We start from the raw sequence: 18,455 nt of genomic DNA, 5'->3' as shown, positions 1-18,455 counted from the left end.
GATTTCTACAACCATGATGCGCATCCTGCTGTTTTTGGCCACTAACCTGGCGGTCGTGCTGATTGCCAGCATCACCCTGAGCCTTTTCGGCTTCAACGGGTTCATGGCGGCCAACGGGGTTGATCTCAACCTCAATCAGCTGCTGATTTTCTGTGCGGTCTTTGGTTTCGCCGGTTCCCTGTTCTCGCTGTTCATCTCCAAGTGGATGGCGAAGATGAGCACCAGCACCCAGATCATTACCCAGCCACGCACTCGTCACGAACAATGGCTACTGCAAACCGTCGAGCAATTGTCCCGCGAAGCCGGGATCAAGATGCCCGAAGTCGGGATTTTCCCAGCCTACGAAGCGAACGCCTTCGCCACCGGCTGGAACAAGAACGACGCTCTGGTCGCGGTCAGCCAGGGTTTGCTCGAACGATTCTCGCCCGATGAAGTGAAAGCCGTACTGGCCCACGAAATCGGCCACGTGGCCAATGGCGACATGGTCACGCTGGCACTGATCCAGGGCGTGGTGAACACCTTCGTAATGTTCTTCGCACGGATTATCGGTAACTTCGTCGACAAGGTGATCTTCAAGAACGAAGAAGGTCAGGGCATCGCCTACTACGTGGCGACCATCTTCGCCGAACTGGTGCTGGGTATCCTCGCCAGCGCCATCGTCATGTGGTTCTCGCGCAAACGCGAGTTCCGCGCCGACGAAGCCGGTGCACAACTTGCCGGTACGGCTGCGATGATCGGCGCCCTGCAACGCTTGCGTGCGGAACAGGGGCTGCCCGTGCACATGCCGGACACCCTGAACGCTTTCGGCATCAACGGTGGCATCAAACAGGGCTTCGCCCGCATGTTCATGAGCCACCCGCCGCTGGAAGAGCGTATCGATGCGCTGGCTCGTCGCCGGGGCTAAGAGACTCCGTGGCAAACAAGAAGGCCCGCAGTGATGCGGGCCTTTTTTTGGGTCTTCACGGATTACCGGGTGGACACCCGATACACCCGCTCCTCAAGCCGGGTAACCCCCGCCTCCAGAAATTTCCCGCTCTCGCTCAGCACATCCTGATCCTCCAGGATTTTTAGCGACCATGCCTGGCCAAACAATCGCTGCACTTCGTCATCCAGTACGGCAAACGGTGGGCCGTCCATTTGAGCCTGGTCATAATCGAGGGTGATCAAAAGCCCATGGCAATCCTTGGGCAGGATCCGCTTCAAATGCGTGGCATATTGCTCGCGCATTGATGGCGGTAGCGCAATCAATGCGGCCCGGTCATAAAGCGCAGAGCAATCAGCCACATCGCCGGCTGTCAGCTCGAAGAAGTCACCGCACCAAAGCTCGATGGAGCCTGCGCGATAAACCTTGAACGGCCCCTGCTCGCTCACAGCGGGGTCAAAGTGATGCTCACTGAAAAAGTCCTCGATGGCTTTTTCCGACAGTTCGACGCCCAGAACCTCGTGCCCCTGATGAGCGAGCCACAACACATCCAGACTCTTCCCACACAAGGGCACCAGAACGCGACTGCCCTCTTCCAGGCCCAACGCTGGCCAGAACCGTTGAAGATAAGGATTCACTTGCGGCAAGTGAAAGCCGATCTGATTCGACGCCCACTTCTTGTGCCAAAACTCCGGCTGCATAAGTAACCCCAAAAATTCGATCAAAACACCCTAAAACTTATATTAGATTTAGATCAATGATCTGACAGAAGATGGTGCCATCTTAACTCTCCGGAGCTCGTTCATGTTCCCCAGCCTGTACATATCCCATGGTTCCCCGATGCTCGCCCTGGAACCCGGTGCCAGCGGGCCTGCCCTGGCTCGCCTGGCGGCCGAGTTGCCAAAACCCAAAGCCATCGTGATTGTTTCCGCGCACTGGGAAAGCAATGAACTGTTGGTCAGCGGTAATCCACGACCTGATACCTGGCATGATTTCGGCGGTTTCCCTAAAGCCTTGTTTGAAGTCGAGTACCCGGCACCCGGCGATCCACAGCTGGCAGCCGAAGTCGTCGAACTGTTGAAGGCCAGTAATCTTCCCGCCCGCATCGATTCCAACCGACCTTTCGATCATGGTGTCTGGGTTCCGCTGTCATTGATGTATCCGCAGGCGGACATCCCGATTGTTCAGGTTTCACTGCCAACCCGTGGCGGCCCTGCCCTGCAGGCCCACGTCGGACAGGCGCTGAGCAGCCTGCGCCAGCACGGCGTACTGCTGATCGGCTCCGGCAGCATCACCCATAACCTGCGAGAACTGGATTGGCATGCCGGCCCTGAGAGCGTGGAGCCGTGGGCACAGGCGTTCCGGGACTGGATGGTCGAAAAGCTTGCGGCCAACGACGAGGCAGCCCTGAACGATTATCGCCAACGGGCACCAAATGCCGTGCGCAATCATCCCAGCGATGAACACCTGCTGCCGCTGTACTTTGCCCGCGCGGCCGGGGGGGATTTCAGCATCGCCCACCAAGGATTCACTATGGGTGCACTGGGCATGGACATCTATCGTTTCGGCTGACCGGTACACCAAGTCGCCCTGCCATCCGGACAAAAAAAATCCCCGAACCAGTCGGGGATTTTTTATGTGCGATCAATCAGCCCGAAAGCGGATCAATCTTCGCGGTAGCGACGCAGCTTCAACTGCTTACCGGCAACGCGAGTGTCCTTCAGCTTGGTCAGCAGACGCTCCAGACCATCTTCCGGCAGCTCAACGAGGCTGAAGCTGTCACGAACCTGGATGCGACCGATGGCTTCACGAGCCAGGCCACCTTCATTGAGGATGGCGCCCAGCAGGTTCTTGGCCGCGATACCATCACGCGCGCCCAGCGCGGTACGGCAACGAGCACGACCTTCGGCCAGAGGCATTGGTGCGCGACGCTCGCGGTCACCACGCTCAGGACGATCACCGGAACGCTCTGGACGATCGCCACGCGGTGCGTTGTTCGGCACCAGTGGACGCTCTTTCTCGATAGCGGCCAGGTTCAGCGCTTGACCGTTGGTAGCCTTGCGCAGCAGGGCTGCGGCCAAGGCACGCGGGCTGCAACCGATATCGGCAGTCAGGCGATCCAGCAGTTCACCATGGGTCGATTCAGCTTCAGCCACCAGCGGCGACAGGCTGTTGGTCAGTTTCTTGATGCGCGCATCCAGAACGGCTTGAGCGTCCGGCAGGCGAACTTCGGCAACTTTCTGACCGGTTACACGCTCGATGACCTGCAGCATGCGGCGCTCACGTGGAGTCACCAGCAACAGCGCACGACCTTCGCGACCGGCACGGCCGGTACGGCCGATACGGTGAACGTAGGACTCTGGATCGTACGGCATGTCAACGTTGAACACGTGAGTGATGCGCGGAACGTCCAGGCCACGAGCAGCAACGTCGGTCGCCACAACGATGTCCAGACGGCCATCCTTGAGGGAGTCGATCACGCGCTCACGCTGGTTCTGGGCAATGTCACCGTTCAGCGCAGCGGCTTTGTAGCCTTTGGCTTCCAGGGCGCTGGCCAGGTCCAGGGTCGCTTGCTTGGTACGCACGAACATGATCAGCGCATCGAAATCTTCCACTTCCAGCAAGCTGAGAACGGCAGAAGTCTTCTGGTCAGCGTGAACCAACAGGTGAGCCTGTTCGATCGCGGTAACGGTCTGGGTCTTGGTCTGGATCTTCACGTGTTGCGGATCGCGCAGGTGGCGTTCGGCAATGGCACGGATCGATTGCGGCAAGGTGGCCGAGAACAATACGGTCTGACGGGTTGCAGGCAGAGCCTTGAAGATAACTTCCAGGTCGTCCATGAAGCCCAGCTTGAGCATTTCGTCGGCTTCGTCGAGAACCAGATGGTTCACGGTCGCCAATACTTTTTCGTCACGACGCAGGTGGTCGCACAGACGGCCCGGAGTGGCGACAACGATCTGTGCGCCATTACGGATTGCTTTCAGCTGTGGGCCCATCGGCGCGCCGCCGTAGACAGCCACAACAGTCACGCCCGGCATTTGCTTGGCGTAGGTTTCGAAAGCGGTTGCAACTTGTAGCGCCAACTCACGAGTTGGGGCCAGGATCAGGGCTTGCGGCTCGCGCTTTGCAGGATCGATGCGATGCAGGATCGGCAGGGCGAACGCGGCGGTTTTACCCGTACCGGTTTGCGCCTGACCAATCATGTCGTGACCGGCCATGATGATCGGGATCGATTGCTGCTGAATAGCCGATGGCTCTTCGTAGCCAGTCGCGGTGACGGCTGCAAGAATATTCGGATTAAGATTAAAAGCGGCGAAGCCGCCGGTTTCCTGGGTCATGGGTCTGCCTCTAAGTGCATCCGCAAAGACCCATGCTCCAAAGCTGCGCGTGCCGTGTTGAGACTCAAGAGTCGCCCTGGCAGCTTTGTCGGCGGGGATTTGCGAAAACGAATGAATGAAAAGAATCGTCAAGGAAGAGTCCGCGATGCGGACGTGCAGCCGAAGCTGACTTCGGGGAATTGCTCTACCTAAACGCGGCCCGGCTAAAGGCCGGCGCGCACTATACCGGAATTTGCTGAAAAAGGGAGCTTTTTTTATCGCAAAACTCCTGTGCACGGCGTTCTGTCACAGGCTTTGCGGATAATCAGGCGAGCGTCTATTTTTCAAAGGCCCGGCCATGCGGGCGCTGGCGCTAAAACGGTTCATCTTGAACAGGCAGACCGTCGGTCTGACTCCCCTTCCCGCCCGAGGAAATGCACCATGAAAGAGCTCAACACCAGCCGCGTGAGCCGTGAAAAGCGTGGTCATGTCCTGATGATCGGCCTGGATCGGATCGCCAAACGCAACGCCTTCGATCTCGACTTGCTCAACGAATTGAGCCTGGCGTACGGCGAGTTCGAGGCTGACACCGAAGCGCGGGTGGCGGTGGTCTTCGGTCATGGCGAGCATTTCACCGCCGGACTGGACCTGGTCAATGCCAGCGCCACGTTGACCGAAGGCTGGCAGGCACCGCCCGGCGGCTGTGATCCGTGGGGCGTGTTCGCCGGTCCGAGGGTCAACAAACCGGTGATTGTCGCCGCGCAGGGCTACTGCCTGACGATTGGCATCGAGTTGATGCTGGCCGCCGATATCAACCTGTGCGCCAGCAACACCCGTTTTGCGCAAATGGAAGTGCAACGCGGCATTTTCCCCTTTGGAGGCGCCACCCTGCGCCTGCATCAAGTCGCCGGCTGGGGGAACGCGATGCGCTGGATGCTGACCGGAGATGAGTTCGATGCCCATGATGCCTTGCATCTGGGGCTGGTGCAGGAAGTCATGGCCAGCGAGGATTTGCTGCCACGGGCAATCGAGCTGGCCGAGCGAATTGCCCGGCAGGCGCCACTCGGGGTTCAGGCGACATTGATGTCGGCCCGGCAGGCGCGTTATGAAGGAGAAACGGTGGCCGCGCAAGGGTTGCCGGCACTGGTGAAGAAGCTGATGAGCAGCGAGGATGCCCGGGAGGGTGTTTTGTCGTTGGTGGAGCGGCGCCCCGGAGTCTTCAAAGGCATGTGAAATGTGTGTTGGCCTCCATGGCCCCATCGCGAGCAAGCTCGCGATGAGGTCCGCCCAGACAACAATCAGCTCGCCGGCCGAATTGCCTTGATCAACGGCAGCAACGAATACCCCAACCGCGGCGCCAGCCCTTCGGCCCGCGCGATCAGGCCGTCCATGTCCAGTTGCTGATCCAGCTCCGAAGGCACGATCAGGATCACATTGCCCTCCTTCACCGGCAATTCCCAGTAATGCCGATGGTAGAGCCCGCGCAGCAACGCGGCACCCAATGGTTTGCCATCATCGGTAGCCCATTGATTGATCACCAGCCAGCCGCCCGGATTCAGGCGTTTCTGGCAGTTTTCCAGGAAAGTCCAGGCCAGGTGCCCGACTCCGGGACCGACATCGGTATACAAGTCGACAAAAATCAGGTCCGCCGGCTCCGCGGTGTCGAGCAATTCCAGCGCATCACCCACGCGAATGTACAGGCGCGGATCGTCATCCAGCCCGAGGTATTCGATGGCCAGACGCGGCACGTCAGGGCGCAACTCGATGGCTTCGACGTCCTCCAGCGGCAGGAACTTGAGGCACGCCTGGGTCAGCGTCCCGGCACCGAGGCCCAGAAACAGTGCGCTTTCCGGTTGTTCGTGGCATAGCGCACCAATCAGCATGGCCCGGGTGTAGTCATATTCGAGCCAGCTCGGATCGGCCGTGAAGACGCAGCTTTGTTCGATGGCATCACCGAATTCGAGAAAGCGGTAATCGGCCACTTCCAGCACGCGAATCACGCCAAATTCGTCCTGCACCTCGGCGAGCAGATGCTCGACGCGCTCCTCAGTCATTTCGTCTCCTGATCGTCACCGGGCCCGGCAACGCAATAACACCGCCAACAGGGTGGGGCAAAGGCGCGATTGTCCGCGAAGCGACGGGAACAGGTCACGCACTAATTGCTGATAACATGGCTGTCCGAGCGTAAAACATTAGAGACTGCGATGAGCCAACCCTGGAGCCCTGACAGCTGGCGCGCCCTGCCGATCCAGCAACAACCCCAATACCCCGACGCGGCGCATTTGCTGCAAGTCGAGCAAACCCTGTCCAGCTATCCGCCGCTGGTGTTTGCCGGTGAAGCCCGGGAGTTGCGCCGTCAGTTTGCCGAAGTGACCCAGGGCCGGGCGTTTCTGTTGCAGGGCGGCGACTGCGCCGAAAGCTTCGCCGAGTTCTCCGCCGCGAAAATCCGCGACACCTTCAAGGTGCTGCTGCAAATGGCGATTGTCATGACCTTTGCCGCCGGCTGCCCGGTGGTCAAGGTCGGGCGCATGGCCGGGCAATTCGCCAAGCCGCGCTCGGCCAACGACGAAACCATCGACGGCGTGACCCTGCCCGCCTACCGTGGCGACATCGTCAACGGCATCGGTTTCGATGAAAAAAGCCGCGTACCGGACCCGGAGCGCCTGCTGCAGTCCTACCACCAGTCCACCGCCACGCTGAACCTGCTGCGCGCCTTTGCCCAGGGCGGCTTTGCCGATCTGCATCAGGTACACAAGTGGAACCTGGACTTCATCGCCAACTCGGCCCTGGCGGAAAAATACAGCCACCTGGCCGACCGCATCGATGAAACCCTGGCCTTCATGCGCGCCTGCGGCATGGACAGTTCGCCGCAACTGCGCGAGACCAGTTTTTTCACCGCCCACGAAGCGCTGCTGCTGAACTACGAAGAAGCCTTCGTGCGTCGCGACAGCCTGACCAACGACTACTACGACTGCTCGGCGCACATGCTGTGGATCGGCGACCGCACCCGTCAGCTCGACGGTGCCCATGTCGAGTTCTTGCGCGGGGTGAACAACCCGATCGGGGTCAAGGTCGGTCCGAGCATGAACCCTGAAGACTTGATTCGCCTGATCGATGTGCTCAACCCGGACAACGATCCAGGCCGCCTGAACCTGATCGCGCGCATGGGCGCGAACAAGGTCGGCGATCACTTGCCGCAGCTCATCCGCGCCGTACAGCGTGAAGGCAAGCAAGTGCTGTGGAGTTGCGACCCGATGCACGGCAACACCATCAAGGCCAGCAGCGGCTACAAGACCCGTGACTTCGCGCAGATTCTTGGCGAAGTGAAGCAGTTCTTCCAGGTGCACGAAGCCGAGGGCAGCTACGCCGGCGGCATCCACATCGAGATGACCGGGCAGAACGTCACCGAATGCATCGGCGGTGCGCGGCCGATTACCGAAGACGGCTTGTCGGATCGTTACCACACCCATTGCGACCCGCGGATGAATGCCGATCAGTCGCTGGAGTTGGCGTTTTTGATTGCAGAGACTTTGAAGCAGGTTCGGCGCTAACTCGCATCGCCCCCATCGCTGGCAAGCCAGCTCCCACAGGATTTACGTCGTTGGGCAATAATGTGCACGACGCAACCTCTGTGGGAGCTGGCTTGCCAGCGATGCCCTCAGATCAAACCCCGCAAATGCTGGTCAATGCCACCCGCAACCTGTCCGCACTCGCCCGGGGACAATTCAACTGAACCTGCGCCAGCCCCAACCATTGCGCCATCTGTCGCAGATTGGCCGCCAACGCCAGCATCCCTTCGTCATCCAGCCCCGGTTGCTCCTCATGCACCGCGTGCACTGCCAATCGACCGGCCGCCCGTTCGGCGCGCAGATCAACCCGCGCGGCAATCCGTTCGTGGTGCAGGAACGGCAGGACGTAATAGCCGTAAATTCGCTTGTCCTGCGGCGTATAGATCTCCAGCCGATAGCGAAAGTCGAACAGGCGTTCGGTACGACTGCGTTCCCATATCAGTGAATCGAAAGGTGAAAGCAAGGCACTGGCCTCGACCTTGCGCGGTACCTTGGGCTCAGGCAGGCAATAGGCCAGTTGGCGCCAGCCCTGGACTTCGCAGGTGAGCAATTCACCGGCCTCGACCAACTCCGCCAGACGTGGACGGCTATCAGCGGGATTCAGGCGAAAGTAGTCGCGCAGATCCTTTTCCGTGCCGACGCCCAATGCTGTCATGGCATGCAACAGCAATCCGCGCTGGGCTTGCGCCTCATCAATCCGTGGCTGCGAAAGAATCGCCGAGGGAATCACCCGCTCCGGCAAATCATAAAGCCGCTCGAACCCACGCCGGCCGGCCACGGTCACTTCACCGGTGGCAAACAACCATTCCAATGCATGCTTTTCCGCACTCCAGTCCCACCACGGCCCCGCCCGCTCCTGGCGGGTCGACAAACTTCCGGCCCCCAGCGCGCCCTGCGCCTCGACAGAGGCCAGCACCCGACGGATGACGTCCTGCTGCTCACGACCAAAACGCGCCAGTTGTTGATAAATGTCTTCGCCACGACTCGCTCGCTGCATGCGCCAGCGCATCAACGGGTACATCGACAGGGGCAGTAAAGAGGCCTCGTGGCCCCAGTATTCGAACAATGTTCGACGCCGGCCCTGACTCCAGGCAGCCTGGTCGAGCACGTCGCAAGTGTAGTTTCCAAGGCGGGAAAACAGCGGAAGGTAGTGCGAACGCACCAAGGCATTGACTGAGTCGATCTGCAGAACGCCCAGTCGCTCGATCAGGCGGTTGAGCTGAAGCGGCTTGATCGTCGCTGGCGGCTGACGCCCGTTGAACCCTTGGGCAGCCAGCGCCAGACGCCGAGCCTGTTTGAGGGTAAAGGACAACGTTGCGGGCATGAGCATCTCCTTGTCTGCTCGCAACCTACCTCACCGGTAAGTGGTTTGTGTAGCGTGGCACTCATCATTTATGCATCGGGTCTTTCCAGAATGGCTGGACCGACTCGAATTCGACATCCGCACGACTCATGCCGATATCTTTCAGCGCTTCATCGCTCAGACTCGCCAGCATTTCGCGCTCCTTGTGCAGTTCGTACCAGCGACTGAATTTGTGCAGCAGATCGGATACCAGGTGGATCGAGTGTTTTTCTACCGCTGGGTATTCATGTTGACCTTTCATCTTGTTGCCCTCCGTTTTGGATAGCTCCAGTCTCGCGCCAGGACTAAGATCAATCCAACGAATGTTTCTGATGTCACATATCTCGGAGATTGATGAATGTCCGCCTACCCGAGCATCGACACCGAAGTGCTGCGCACCTTCGTCGCCATCGCCGACCAGGGCGGCTTTACCCGCGCCGGAGAGTTGGTCAACCGCACCCAGTCGGCCGTGAGCATGCAGATGAAGCGGCTGGAAGAAGACGTTTTGCAGCGCCAGCTGTTCCAGCGCGACGGCCGGCAGGTTCGGCTGACGGCGGAAGGCCAGGTATTGCTCGGTTATGCCCGGCGCATCCTCAAGCTGCACAGCGAAGTCTTCAACACCTTGCGCGAACCGCACATGGTCGGCACGGTACGGATCGGTACTCCGGACGATTACGTGATGCGTTTTCTGCCGGGGATACTGCGCCGGTTTGCCCAGTCCTATCCGCTGATCCAGATCGAAGTGCACTGCGAGTCGTCCAAACAATTGCTGATGCGCCAGGACCTCGACCTGTCCATCGTGACTCGCGAACCGGGCAGCGAGATCGGTCAGCTACTGCGCAAGGAACGCTTGGTCTGGGCCGAGGCGCAATGCTACAGCGCCCACGAGCAGACGCCGCTGCCACTGGCGATGTTCAACAGTGATTGCTTCTGCCGCCTGTGGGCCTGTAACGCCCTCGATGTCATGGGCCGCGATTATCGCGTGGCGTACAACAGCGACAGCCTGTCGGCGATCATGGCAGTGGTCAGCGCCGGTCTGGCCGTGACCGCGCAACTGGAAAGCCTGATCACCGCAGACATGCGCATCCTCGGTGAGGCCGAAGACCTGCCGAGCCTGCCCGAGGCCAGCATCATGCTGGTGCGCAACCTGCACAACCCGTCCCCGATTACCGAATGCCTCGCCGAGCACATCGTCGAAGGCTTCAAACCTTAAAGGCGAGCATCACCGCGCAGCACACCAGGAAGCCGCAGAACAATCCGCGCAGCAACCGCTCGGGCATGGCATGGGCGATCCTCACACCCCAACTGATGCTCATCAGGCCACCGAGCGCCAGTGGCACGCCAATCATCCAGTGCACCTGATGGTGTACGGCATAGGTGACCAGCGTGACGCCGGTGCTTGGCAATGCCAGCGCCAGCGACAAGCCCTGCGCCACCACTTGCGTAGTACCGAACAGACTGGTCAATACCGGCGTAGCCACGACCGCCCCGCCTACACCAAACAATCCGCCCATGGTTCCGGACGCCGCACCGAGCACACCCAGCCACGGCCACGAATAGTTCATCTGCGCCGAGGCCGGCGCGCTGGCAGTGAACATGCGCACCAGGTTGTAGGCCGACAGGGCGACCAGAAACGCGACAAAGCCAATCCGCATGGTTTGCGCATCAACGCCCACGGCCCAAATCGAACCGATCCAGGCGAAACAGAACCCCATCGAAGCCAATGGCAACGCGTGGCGCAACTCGATGCGGTTGCGTTGGTGATAACGCCACAGTGCCAACATGACATTGGGCACAACCATGACCAACGCCGTCCCTTGGGCAATCTGCTGATCGAGACCGCACAACACACCCAGCAAGGGAATGGCAATCAAACCTCCGCCGATGCCGAAAATCCCGCCAAGGGTTCCCAGGGCTGCGCCGAAGACCAGATACATCAGAAACTCAATCACAGCCGTTTTTCCCTTTGGGTGAGGCGATTCATCCTACGCAGTTGGTTCTGGCTCGGAAACGCACAGCAACGCACAATGGCTATGCCAATTTCGCACAAGCATTGACCACACATGAATCCGAATCAATTGACTGATCAACTGGGCCTGTTTCTGGACGTGCTGGAAACCGGGAGCTTTTCCGCGGCGTCCCGCCGTCATCCGCTGACGCCTTCGGCGGTGGCCCGGCGCATCGATAGCCTGGAAAGCGCCGTCGGCAGTCAGTTATTCATTCGCAGCACCCACGCGGTGCGCGCCACGCCGGCGGGGCTGGCCTTTGCAGAACGCGCACGGCGGATCGTCGCTGAGTTACGCCTGGCCAGGGCGGAAGCCGTGTCCCTCAGCAGTGCGCCGGAAGGTTTGATTCGGGTCGATGCGCCGGCCGCGTTCGGTCGCCGGCATCTGGCCCCGGTGATCGCCGATTTCTTGATGCTTTATCCCGGCCTCGATGTGCAATTGCACCTGATTGACAGTTTTGTCGACATGCAAGGTTTGAACCTGGGCAAGGTCGATCTGGTACTGCGTGCCGGGCAGATGGCCGACACCCGGCTGGTGGCCACGCCGCTGGCGAGCATGATGCGCATCGCCTGCGCCAGTCCCGACTACTTGCAGCGCCGGGGCGTACCCACCGATCCGGCTCAGTTGATTGATCACGACGGCCTCGATTGGGATGGCCTGGCTCCCCCCTTCGCCTGGCGATTCGAGCGAGACGGTCAAATGCAATTGCACCGCCCTTCCCGGGTGCGCATGAGCGCCAACAATGCCGAGGCACTGGTCTGCGGTGCATTGGCCGGATTGGGTATTGCGCATTTGCCGACCTGGCTGGCCAGTGAATACCTGCTGCGCGGCGAACTGTTGCCCTTGTTCTGTGAGAGTGGCCTGCCGAAACCCGAGAGCTCCGGGATCTATGCCTTGCGCCTGGAACAGCAACCCAATTCCCGCAGCCGCTTGCTGCTGGAATACCTGAAAAGCCGTTTCAGCCCGATACCGCCGTGGGACCTGGTGCTGCAAACCCACCTGGGCCGCCACTAGTCGAGAATTGTCTGGCGCATTAAAGATTCGCCCGCTAGATTCTGAAGATCACTGATCAAGGCTTTGACATGACCACCGAGCGCGACACCCCGGATACCTGCGACGACCTGCTGCTGGACAATCAGGCCTGCTTCGCCCTTCACTCCACTTCGCTGATGATGACCAAGGTCTACAAGCCTCTGTTGCAGGCGTTGGGCCTGACCTACCCGCAGTACCTGGCGATGTTGGTGCTGTGGGAACAGGACGGTTTGACCGTAGGCGAAATCAGCGCACGCTTGCTGACCGATCCTGGTTCTCTCACGCCGCTGCTCAAACGCCTGGAGACCGAAGGTCTGCTCAGTCGCACCCGCAGCCGTGAAGATGAGCGCGTGGTGATCGTCGAACTCACCGCCAAGGGCCGCGCCTTGCGCGACAAAGCCCGTGACATCCCCCAATGCATCCTCGGCGCGAGCGGCATGACGCTGGAGCGACTGCAGACACTGCAAGCGGAGCTGCAAGCGCTGCGTCGTCACCTGCAGGAAAGCCTGATTTGAATTCGCATCACCCGTTTGTGGAAACCTGAATCCTGTGGGAGCCGGGCTTGCCCGCGATTGCGGTATGTCAGCGCCATTGATGTCGACTGACAGGGCGCTATCGCGGGCAGGCCGCGCTCCCACAAGAGTCGCCTGCGTATTTGAAATCCCGGCCACATAAATTTTTTTTGCGACCCGCCTTTCCCCCTCTCGCGTCTCTAAATCAAGCCTTCCAGCCAATTCGGTCGCATCGACGCGATCTCTGGATAGATTTTTCTTAAAGATTTATCTTGCGCACTAACTATTAGCGCGATACATTCATTTCGCACTTACTTAGCGCGCAACCATTTAGCGCACAAAAACAAACCTGGACGAGGCTTTCACCATGCAAACTCTCTACACCGCAATCGCAACTTCCACTGGTGGCCGTGATGGTCGTGCGGTTTCCAGTGACAACATCCTCGACGTCAAACTCGCCACCCCGAAAGAACTCGGCGGTGCGGGCGGCGCAGCCACTAACCCTGAGCAATTGTTCGCAGCCGGCTACTCCGCCTGCTTCATCGGCGCTCTGAAATTCGTCGCCAGCCAGACCAAACGCAGCATCCCGAACGACGCATCGATCACCGCCCACGTCGGTATCGGTCAGATCCCTGGCGGCTTCGGTCTGGACATCGACTTGCATATCAGCCTGCCGGGCCTTGAACAAGCCGACGCGCAATCCCTGGTCGACGCGGCCCACCAAGTCTGCCCGTACTCCAACGCCACCCGCGGCAACGTCGATGTGCGTCTGCACGTCACCGTCTAATCGCTGATTGCCCAGGCCCGAACAGGAAATGAACATGAACACTTTCAGCAAAGTCTTGACCGGTACCCTTCTCGCCCTGTCCATCCAGAGTGCATTTGCCGGCGACGTCGAACACAACACCCAGGCATTCCTCGATGTGCTCAATGCCGGCACCGGCAAACCGATGGAGCAAATGACACCTGCCCAAGCGCGCGCCGTATTGGTAGGTGCGCAGGCCGGGGTGAAGCTGACGCTGCCAAAAGCCGATGTCAGCCAGAAGACGATTCAGGTCGACGGCCAGCCGCTGAACCTGACCATTGTCCGGCCGGCCGGGGTCAAGGGTGAGCTGCCGGTGTTCATGTTCTTCCACGGTGGTGGCTGGGTACTGGGCGACTTCCCGACCCACGAACGACTGGTGCGTGACCTGGTTGTCGGTTCGGGCGCAGCGGCGGTTTTCGTCAACTACACACCGTCGCCGGAAGCGCACTACCCGGTGGCGATCAACCAGGCCTACGCCGCAACCCAGTGGGTGGCCGAGCACGGCAAAGAGATCCATGTCGACGGCAAACGCCTGGCCGTGGCCGGCAATAGCGTCGGCGGCAACATGGCGGCCGTGGTTGCACTGATGGCCAAAGACAAGGGCACACCGGCGATCAGGTTCCAGGTGCTGCTGTGGCCGGTGACCGACGCCAACTTCGAGACAGGTTCGTACAACCAGTTCGCCGAGGGGCACTTCCTCAGCAAAAACATGATGAAGTGGTTCTGGGACAACTACACCACCGACGCCAATCAACGTAACGAGATCTACGCCTCGCCGCTGCGGGCCACCACTGCGCAACTCAAGGGCCTGCCACCGGCGCTGGTGCAAACGGCGGGTGCCGACGTCCTGCGCGATGAAGGCGAAGCCTATGCACGTAAACTCGACGAAGCCGGCGTGCCGGTGACCTCGGTTCGCTACAACGGCATGATCCACGACTACGGTTTGCTTAACGTGGTCAGTCAGGTGCCAGCGGTGCGTTCGGCGATGCTGCAGGCTTCGCAAGAACTCAAAGAGCACCTGAAATAAAAAATTGAGCCTCAAACTGCACACACAAAAAAGCCCGACTCAATGGTCGGGCTTTTTCATTCCTGAAGCTGTGCTTATTTGGCACGGCCTTTGTAGGAACCGCCTTCGCGGGTATCGATCTCGATCATGTCGCCGATTTCGATGAAGTCAGCAACCGACAGCTCGGTACCGTTCTTCAGTTTGGCAGGCTTCATCACCTTGCCGGAAGTGTCACCGCGAGCGGAACCTTCGGTGTAGTCAACCTGACGCACGATGGTGGTCGGCAGCTCTACGGAAACCAGACGGCCTTCGAAGAACACGGCTTCGCAAACGTCGGTCATGCCTTCTTCGATGAACGGCAGTACGCTTTCGATGTCTTCAGCGTTCAGCTCGTACATGGTGTAGTCGGTGGTGTCCATGAACGTGTAGGAGTCGCCGCTGATGAAGGACAGGGTCGCTTCTTTGCGGTCGAGGATCACGTCGTCCAGTTTGTCGTCGGCGCTGTAAACGGTCTCGGTCTTGTAACCGGTCAGCAGGTTTTTCAGCTTGGTCTTCATGATCGCGCTGTTACGACCCGACTTGGTGAATTCAGCTTTCTGAACCAGCCAAGGATCGTTGTCGATACGGATCACGGTACCGGGTTTGAGTTCTTTACCAGTTTTCATTGCGAATATCCGAATTTGGATGGGATTTACAAAAATCTAGGCCGCGTATCATATCCAATTTACATAAAACTGTACCAGCGCCGTGGCAAGATCAGCCTGCAAGGCTTGTTCCAGACACCACGCCTGGGCGTGCTTTTCCAGCTCTGGCCAGTGTTTGCGGGTCGATTGCCAGTGGTCGGTCATTCTTTCACCGGCGTTCCACGCCCGCCAGAGACCGCTGATCGCCTCGCCAGCCGGCCCGGAAAGGCCCTTCACATAGAGCCTGAGGAAGGCTTCCAGCTTGTCCAGATGGATATCTTCGTCCTGCTGATAGATGTGCCAGAGCATCGGTCGACCCGCCCACTGCGCGCGGACAAACGAGTCTTCACCGCGCACGGCATTGAAATCGCAGCTCCACAGCAACGGGTCGTATTGGTCCTGTCGGACGAACGGCAGCACTTGCACGGTCAAGGCGTCGCGCACATGCACGGCACCCGCCGCCAGCCCTTGCACACCGAGCCAACGCTCGACATCGCCGAGAATCCGCCCTTCCGGCACCAACAGATGCGTGGGCGTCACGTCGCCAGCCATCGCGTCGAGCCAACTGGCCAGGCCGGTATTTTCGTAGGCGAACAGCGAGATCAGTTGCGCGCCGGGTGCACGATCGATCCCCAGCCCTTGAAGGAAAAGTCGCTGCGCTGCCGGACTCTGTTGAAATTGCTCACGCCGTTCAAGAAGATCGCTTTCACGCAGCAAGCCACCGGTGCCCTTGTGGAACCCGGGGAAGAAAAAGAACTTCTGCACCTGCTTGTACTTCACCGACGGCAAGCCATGACAGCCGACGATCCAGTCCTCGGCGCTCAAATAGTCGAGGTTCATCCACAGCGGCGTTTTTTCCCGTTCGACCATCGCCTCCATGTAAGCACCCGGCAACTGGCAGGCGAACGCGGCGATCACCACATCGGCGGCTTCAGTGGGCTGCCAGTCGGCCATCCACTGCCGCACCTCAACACCTTGCTGCCATTGCTGCAACGCGTGGATGTCGATGTCCGGGCAGAGGCGCTCGAAGGCGCGCAGATCATCGACCCACAACCGCACCGCCTGCGAATGCTCGGCAACCAGTTGCCGGGCCAGACGCCAGGTCACGCCGATGTCGCCGAAGTTGTCGACGACGGTACAAAAAATATCCCAGCGGGTTTTCATTTCAGGCATTCCAGGCTCCCGTTGGAAAAAGCACCGATTGTCCGCATAAATTACCCCGCGCAGAAGGGCCGACGGCGATTAATCTTCGTGCGACAATCGCCACTCGCCCGCGACCACCGCCAGGAGGCAGCCATGCCCTACCGTCCCAACCCGCGCCGCCCATTGCCGATCCAGCTCAACACCTTGCAATTGAGCGGCAGCATCGCCCTCGGTTTGTGGCTGGGGTTCATTGCCATTGCGCTGACCTGCTGGCTCGCTTCTCGCTTTTTGTTCAGCGAGCAATTGGCGCCCGTGGCCCAGGCCGTGCAGCAACTGGCAAACCCGCCTGCTGTGGCACAACCGGTACCGGATATTCCTCCACAGAGCCCGCTGTTCGAGCAATACGAAGAGAACCTGCGCAAGAACGAGCAAGCACAACGGCTCGATCAGGCTCGCAGCAGCAGTCGCAATCTGTCGAATCCCAAGTGCCAGTTCTGGCTGCAACAGGACCACACCGCGCCGAGCGAAAAAAGTCGCGCCAACGTTTTGCAATTCTGCGATTGACCATGAACAAACAAACTGTCCACCAACTGATTCTCGACAAGTTGCGCATCGATCTCGACATCGCGGAACGCGCCGCGCAGACCGCATACGAAACCGCGACCCATGAAGAAAACATCGCCGAGAACAAGTACGACACACTGGGACTGGAGGCGTCCTATCTGGCTGCCGGCCAGGCCAAACGGGTCGAGGAGATCAGGCAGTCACTGGCACTTTGCCAGAACCTGATACTGCGTTCTTATGATGAGCAGCGCGGGATCGAGGTCGGCGCACTGCTCGGCCTTGAAGACGAAAAGGGTCGCGAGCAATGGCTGTTTCTGGCACCTGATGCGGCAGGCCTGAAGGTCGATCTGGTGGGGCAACTGATCACGGTCATCACCCCGCGCTCGCCGCTGGGCAAAAGCCTGCTGGGCAAGTTCAAGGGCGATGAAGTGGAGATTCTGGTGGCGGGTACTCGGCAACAGTTTGCTGTCACCGAAGCGGTCTAGGGGCGCCCACTGATCAATGGACCGGCAGTTCGACGCCGTCGAACAGCTCTTCCAGCTCCTGCTTGTTGTGGCACTGGATGGCCTTGGCCATGACTTCGCGAGTCAGGTGCGGAGCGAACTTCTCGATGAAGTCGCACATGAAGCCACGCAGGAAAGTGCCGCGACGGAACCCGATCTTGGTGATGCTGGATTCGAACAGCTCGCTGGCGTCGAGGACCACCAGGTCGTTGTCTAGTTTGGTATCGACTGCCATTTTCGCCACGATGCCCACGCCCAGTCCAAGGCGAACATAGGTCTTGATCACGTCGGCGTCGGCCGCGGTGAACACCACTTTCGGCGTCAGGCCACGATGGCTGAAGGCTTCGTCGAGCTTCGAACGGCCGGTGAAACCAAACACGTAAGTCACGATCGGGTATTCGGCCAGTGCTTCGAGGGTCAGCTTCGACAGCTTGGTCAGCGGGTGTCCCTGAGGCACGACCACGCAGCGGTTCCAGCGATAGCACGGCATCATTACCAGATCGCCAAACAGCTCCAGCGCTTCGGTGGCAATGGCGAAATCCACGGTGCCGTCAGCGGCCATTTCGGCGATCTGCATCGGCGAACCCTGGTGCATGTGCAGGGCCACGTCCGGGTATTGCTTGATGAAATTGCTGATCACCGGCGGCAATGCATAACGCGCCTGGGTGTGGGTGGTGGCGATCGACAGGGTGCCTTTCTTCTCGTTGGAGAATTCCTGGGCGATCTGCTTGATGCTTTCGACCTTGCGCAGAATCTCGCCAGCCGTGGTAATGATGCGCTCGCCAGCCGGGGTCACGCGGGTCAGGTGCTTGCCGCTGCGGGCGAAGACCTCGACGCCCAATTCGTCTTCCAGCAGTCGGATCTGTTTACTGATGCCCGGTTGCGAGGTGTACAGGCTTTGGGCGGTAGCGGAAACGTTGAGGTCGTGGTGCGCCACTTCCCAGATGTAGCGCAATTGTTGAAGCTTCATATGAATCCCTCAAAGCAGATAGACGCCACGGGCATCAGCGACGTTATATAACTATATTAATGGTTTGAAGAATAAATCTAG

The 18,455-nt window shown here is 59.6% G+C and carries 20 protein-coding genes; 11 read left to right on the top strand and 9 right to left on the bottom strand.

Features of this window, described 5'->3' with window-relative positions; genetic code table 11:
* Positions 1–13: 13 nt before the first annotated feature.
* On the top strand, positions 14–904 hold the full coding sequence (gene htpX / locus BLV61_RS24905; protein ID WP_047527200.1) for a protease HtpX: 891 nt from the start codon (positions 14–16) through the stop codon (positions 902–904).
* 62 nt (positions 905–966) lie between these two features.
* Here htpX and BLV61_RS24900 read toward each other — a convergent pair whose 3' ends face one another.
* A complete protein-coding gene (locus tag BLV61_RS24900) occupies positions 967–1,623 on the bottom strand; it encodes a thiopurine S-methyltransferase (protein ID WP_090468085.1) in 657 nt (218 codons plus the stop codon).
* Positions 1,624–1,726: 103 nt separating this feature from the next.
* Here BLV61_RS24900 and BLV61_RS24895 point away from each other — a divergent pair, with 103 nt between their 5' ends.
* Entirely contained in the window at positions 1,727–2,494 is a 768-nt protein-coding gene (locus tag BLV61_RS24895) for a DODA-type extradiol aromatic ring-opening family dioxygenase (protein WP_090468083.1), read from the top strand.
* Between the two features lie 92 nt (positions 2,495–2,586).
* Here the strand turns inward: BLV61_RS24895 and BLV61_RS24890 are convergent, their stop codons facing one another.
* Positions 2,587–4,260, bottom strand: a complete 1,674-nt coding sequence (locus tag BLV61_RS24890) for a DEAD/DEAH box helicase (RefSeq protein ID WP_047527197.1) — start codon at positions 4,258–4,260, stop codon at positions 2,587–2,589.
* Between the two features lie 420 nt (positions 4,261–4,680).
* Between BLV61_RS24890 and BLV61_RS24880 the strand changes: the two genes are divergently transcribed.
* Complete coding sequence (locus tag BLV61_RS24880) at positions 4,681–5,472, top strand: crotonase/enoyl-CoA hydratase family protein (RefSeq protein WP_090468082.1); 792 nt, start codon at positions 4,681–4,683, stop codon at positions 5,470–5,472.
* A gap of 65 nt (positions 5,473–5,537) precedes the next feature.
* On the opposite strand, the gene BLV61_RS24875 is transcribed toward BLV61_RS24880, so the two are convergent.
* Positions 5,538–6,293 (bottom strand): spermidine synthase, encoded by a 756-nt coding sequence (locus BLV61_RS24875; RefSeq protein WP_090468080.1) that lies wholly within the window; start codon positions 6,291–6,293, stop codon positions 5,538–5,540.
* A gap of 150 nt (positions 6,294–6,443) precedes the next feature.
* Here BLV61_RS24875 and BLV61_RS24870 point away from each other — a divergent pair, with 150 nt between their 5' ends.
* A complete protein-coding gene (locus BLV61_RS24870) occupies positions 6,444–7,790 on the top strand; it encodes a class II 3-deoxy-7-phosphoheptulonate synthase (RefSeq protein ID WP_047527191.1) in 1,347 nt (448 codons plus the stop codon).
* Between the two features lie 112 nt (positions 7,791–7,902).
* Here BLV61_RS24870 and BLV61_RS24865 read toward each other — a convergent pair whose 3' ends face one another.
* Positions 7,903–9,132, bottom strand: coding sequence for a winged helix-turn-helix domain-containing protein (locus BLV61_RS24865; RefSeq protein ID WP_090468078.1), 1,230 nt, complete (start codon positions 9,130–9,132; stop codon positions 7,903–7,905).
* Positions 9,133–9,196: 64 nt separating this feature from the next.
* Positions 9,197–9,412: a DUF1127 domain-containing protein gene (locus BLV61_RS24860; RefSeq protein WP_047527187.1), complete on the bottom strand. Its 216-nt coding sequence runs from the start codon at positions 9,410–9,412 to the stop codon at positions 9,197–9,199.
* 96 nt (positions 9,413–9,508) lie between these two features.
* On the opposite strand from BLV61_RS24860, the gene BLV61_RS24855 reads away from it, so the two are divergent.
* Positions 9,509–10,363 (top strand): LysR substrate-binding domain-containing protein, encoded by an 855-nt coding sequence (locus BLV61_RS24855; RefSeq protein WP_090468074.1) that lies wholly within the window; start codon positions 9,509–9,511, stop codon positions 10,361–10,363.
* On the opposite strand, the gene BLV61_RS24850 is transcribed toward BLV61_RS24855, so the two are convergent.
* Positions 10,353–11,102: a sulfite exporter TauE/SafE family protein gene (locus BLV61_RS24850; protein WP_090468072.1), complete on the bottom strand. Its 750-nt coding sequence runs from the start codon at positions 11,100–11,102 to the stop codon at positions 10,353–10,355. The two genes, BLV61_RS24855 and BLV61_RS24850, sit on opposite strands and share 11 nt — an antisense overlap.
* Positions 11,103–11,213: 111 nt before the next feature.
* Between BLV61_RS24850 and BLV61_RS24845 the strand changes: the two genes are divergently transcribed.
* The 4 genes from BLV61_RS24845 to BLV61_RS24830 all read left to right on the top strand — a co-directional run bounded on the left by BLV61_RS24845 (position 11,214) and on the right by BLV61_RS24830 (position 14,532).
* Positions 11,214–12,170: a LysR family transcriptional regulator gene (locus tag BLV61_RS24845; RefSeq protein WP_047527182.1), complete on the top strand. Its 957-nt coding sequence runs from the start codon at positions 11,214–11,216 to the stop codon at positions 12,168–12,170.
* A gap of 68 nt (positions 12,171–12,238) precedes the next feature.
* Positions 12,239–12,703: a MarR family winged helix-turn-helix transcriptional regulator gene (locus BLV61_RS24840; protein WP_047527180.1), complete on the top strand. Its 465-nt coding sequence runs from the start codon at positions 12,239–12,241 to the stop codon at positions 12,701–12,703.
* A 364-nt stretch (positions 12,704–13,067) separates the two neighbouring features.
* Positions 13,068–13,487: an organic hydroperoxide resistance protein gene (locus BLV61_RS24835; RefSeq protein ID WP_047527178.1), complete on the top strand. Its 420-nt coding sequence runs from the start codon at positions 13,068–13,070 to the stop codon at positions 13,485–13,487.
* Positions 13,488–13,521: 34 nt separating this feature from the next.
* Positions 13,522–14,532 carry an alpha/beta hydrolase gene (locus BLV61_RS24830; protein ID WP_090468070.1) on the top strand — a complete coding sequence of 337 codons (1,011 nt, stop codon included), beginning with the start codon at positions 13,522–13,524 and terminating at the stop codon, positions 14,530–14,532.
* 74 nt (positions 14,533–14,606) lie between these two features.
* Here the strand turns inward: BLV61_RS24830 and efp are convergent, their stop codons facing one another.
* Together efp and earP are read right to left on the bottom strand one after the other, a co-directional pair.
* Positions 14,607–15,176: an elongation factor P gene (efp, locus tag BLV61_RS24825; RefSeq protein WP_008057003.1), complete on the bottom strand. Its 570-nt coding sequence runs from the start codon at positions 15,174–15,176 to the stop codon at positions 14,607–14,609.
* A 48-nt stretch (positions 15,177–15,224) separates the two neighbouring features.
* Positions 15,225–16,367, bottom strand: coding sequence for an elongation factor P maturation arginine rhamnosyltransferase EarP (earP, locus tag BLV61_RS24820; protein WP_047527174.1), 1,143 nt, complete (start codon positions 16,365–16,367; stop codon positions 15,225–15,227).
* Between the two features lie 123 nt (positions 16,368–16,490).
* Between earP and BLV61_RS24815 the strand changes: the two genes are divergently transcribed.
* Positions 16,491–16,901 (top strand): hypothetical protein, encoded by a 411-nt coding sequence (locus BLV61_RS24815; RefSeq protein WP_090468067.1) that lies wholly within the window; start codon positions 16,491–16,493, stop codon positions 16,899–16,901.
* Between the two features lie 2 nt (positions 16,902–16,903).
* A complete protein-coding gene (locus tag BLV61_RS24810) occupies positions 16,904–17,386 on the top strand; it encodes a GreA/GreB family elongation factor (RefSeq protein ID WP_090468065.1) in 483 nt (160 codons plus the stop codon).
* Positions 17,387–17,399: 13 nt separating this feature from the next.
* Here BLV61_RS24810 and cysB read toward each other — a convergent pair whose 3' ends face one another.
* Positions 17,400–18,374: an HTH-type transcriptional regulator CysB gene (gene cysB, locus BLV61_RS24805; protein WP_008031398.1), complete on the bottom strand. Its 975-nt coding sequence runs from the start codon at positions 18,372–18,374 to the stop codon at positions 17,400–17,402.
* Positions 18,375–18,455 lie beyond the last annotated feature (81 nt).

Origin of the sequence: Pseudomonas mohnii, assembly GCF_900105115.1 — a bacterium.
GTDB lineage: Bacteria > Pseudomonadota > Gammaproteobacteria > Pseudomonadales > Pseudomonadaceae > Aquipseudomonas > Aquipseudomonas mohnii.
Note: the sequence above shows the minus strand (reverse complement) of the source record. Positions and strands in the feature narration are given on the sequence as shown.